Raw genomic sequence first — 1,096 nt, 5'->3', positions numbered from 1 at the left:
CGAAATCCAAAGCGCCCTGGCCGAACTCGACGGGGTGCAGCAGGCGGTGGTGCTCGCCCGCGAGGACCGCCCCGGCGACAAACGCCTGGTGGGTTACATCACCGGAACCGCCGACCCGGCCAACACCCGCGCCGAGTTGGGCGAGCGGCTACCGGCGTATATGGTCCCGGCCGCGATCGTGGTGCTCGATGCGCTGCCGCTGACCGTCAATGGCAAGCTGGATACTCGCGCGCTGCCGGCGCCCGAATACCTGGACACCGATCACTACCGCGCCCCGACCAGCGCGGTCGAGGAAATCCTCGCCGGCATCTACGCCGAAGTCCTCGGCGTGGAACGGGTCGGGGTCGACGACTCCTTCTTCGAAATGGGCGGCGACAGCATCCTCTCGATGCAAGTCGTGGCCAGGGCCCGGGCCGCCGGGCTGAGGTGTCGGGCCCGCGACATCTTCGTCGAGCAAACGGTGGCCCGGCTGGCCAACATGGTGGACGTGGCCGACGGGCCGACCGTCATCGATGACGGTGTGGGCCCGATAATCCCCACCCCGATCATGCGCTGGCTGCAGACCGTGGACGGCCCGGTCGAGCAGTTCAACCAGACGATGGTGCTGCAGGCCCCCGCGGAAGTCACCGAGGCCGACGTTCTCGTCGTGCTGCAGGCCCTGCTGGACCGGCACGGCATGCTGCGGCTAGGCATCACAGGCGATGGCCCGGGAGGCTGGGCGCTGACCGTGCCCGAACCCGGGTCGGTAAACGCCGACGCGTGCCTGCACACCGTCGACGTGTTGTCCGACGAGACCCTCGCGGCCGCGCGGTCGCGGCTGGACCCGGCGGCTGGGGTGATGGTCAGCGCGTTGTGGGTCAGCTCCACCAGCGAGTTGGTGGTGATCGTTCACCACCTGGCGATCGACGCGGTGTCGTGGCGAATCCTGTTGGAGGACTTCAACATCGCCTGGGCCCAGCATCACGCCGGCCAGCCGGTGGCGTTGCCGACGGGCGGCACGTCGTTCGTCCGGTGGGCCTCCCTGCTGTCCGATCATGCACACGCCTCGGAAGTTGTTGCCCGGGCCGACATTTGGCGGCAGGTGGCGGCGGTCCCT

Annotated in this window: 1 protein-coding gene; it reads left to right on the top strand. The window is 69.1% G+C overall.

Translation table 11 applies throughout. From position 1 onward, the window contains the following. A partial coding sequence (locus AC5Y6X_RS24335; RefSeq protein ID WP_499989702.1) for a phosphopantetheine-binding protein occupies positions 1–1,096 on the top strand: 1,096 nt, incomplete at both ends.

The organism is Mycobacterium sp. NGS26 (assembly GCF_059813025.1).
This window is presented reverse-complemented; position numbering and strand designations above follow the sequence as displayed.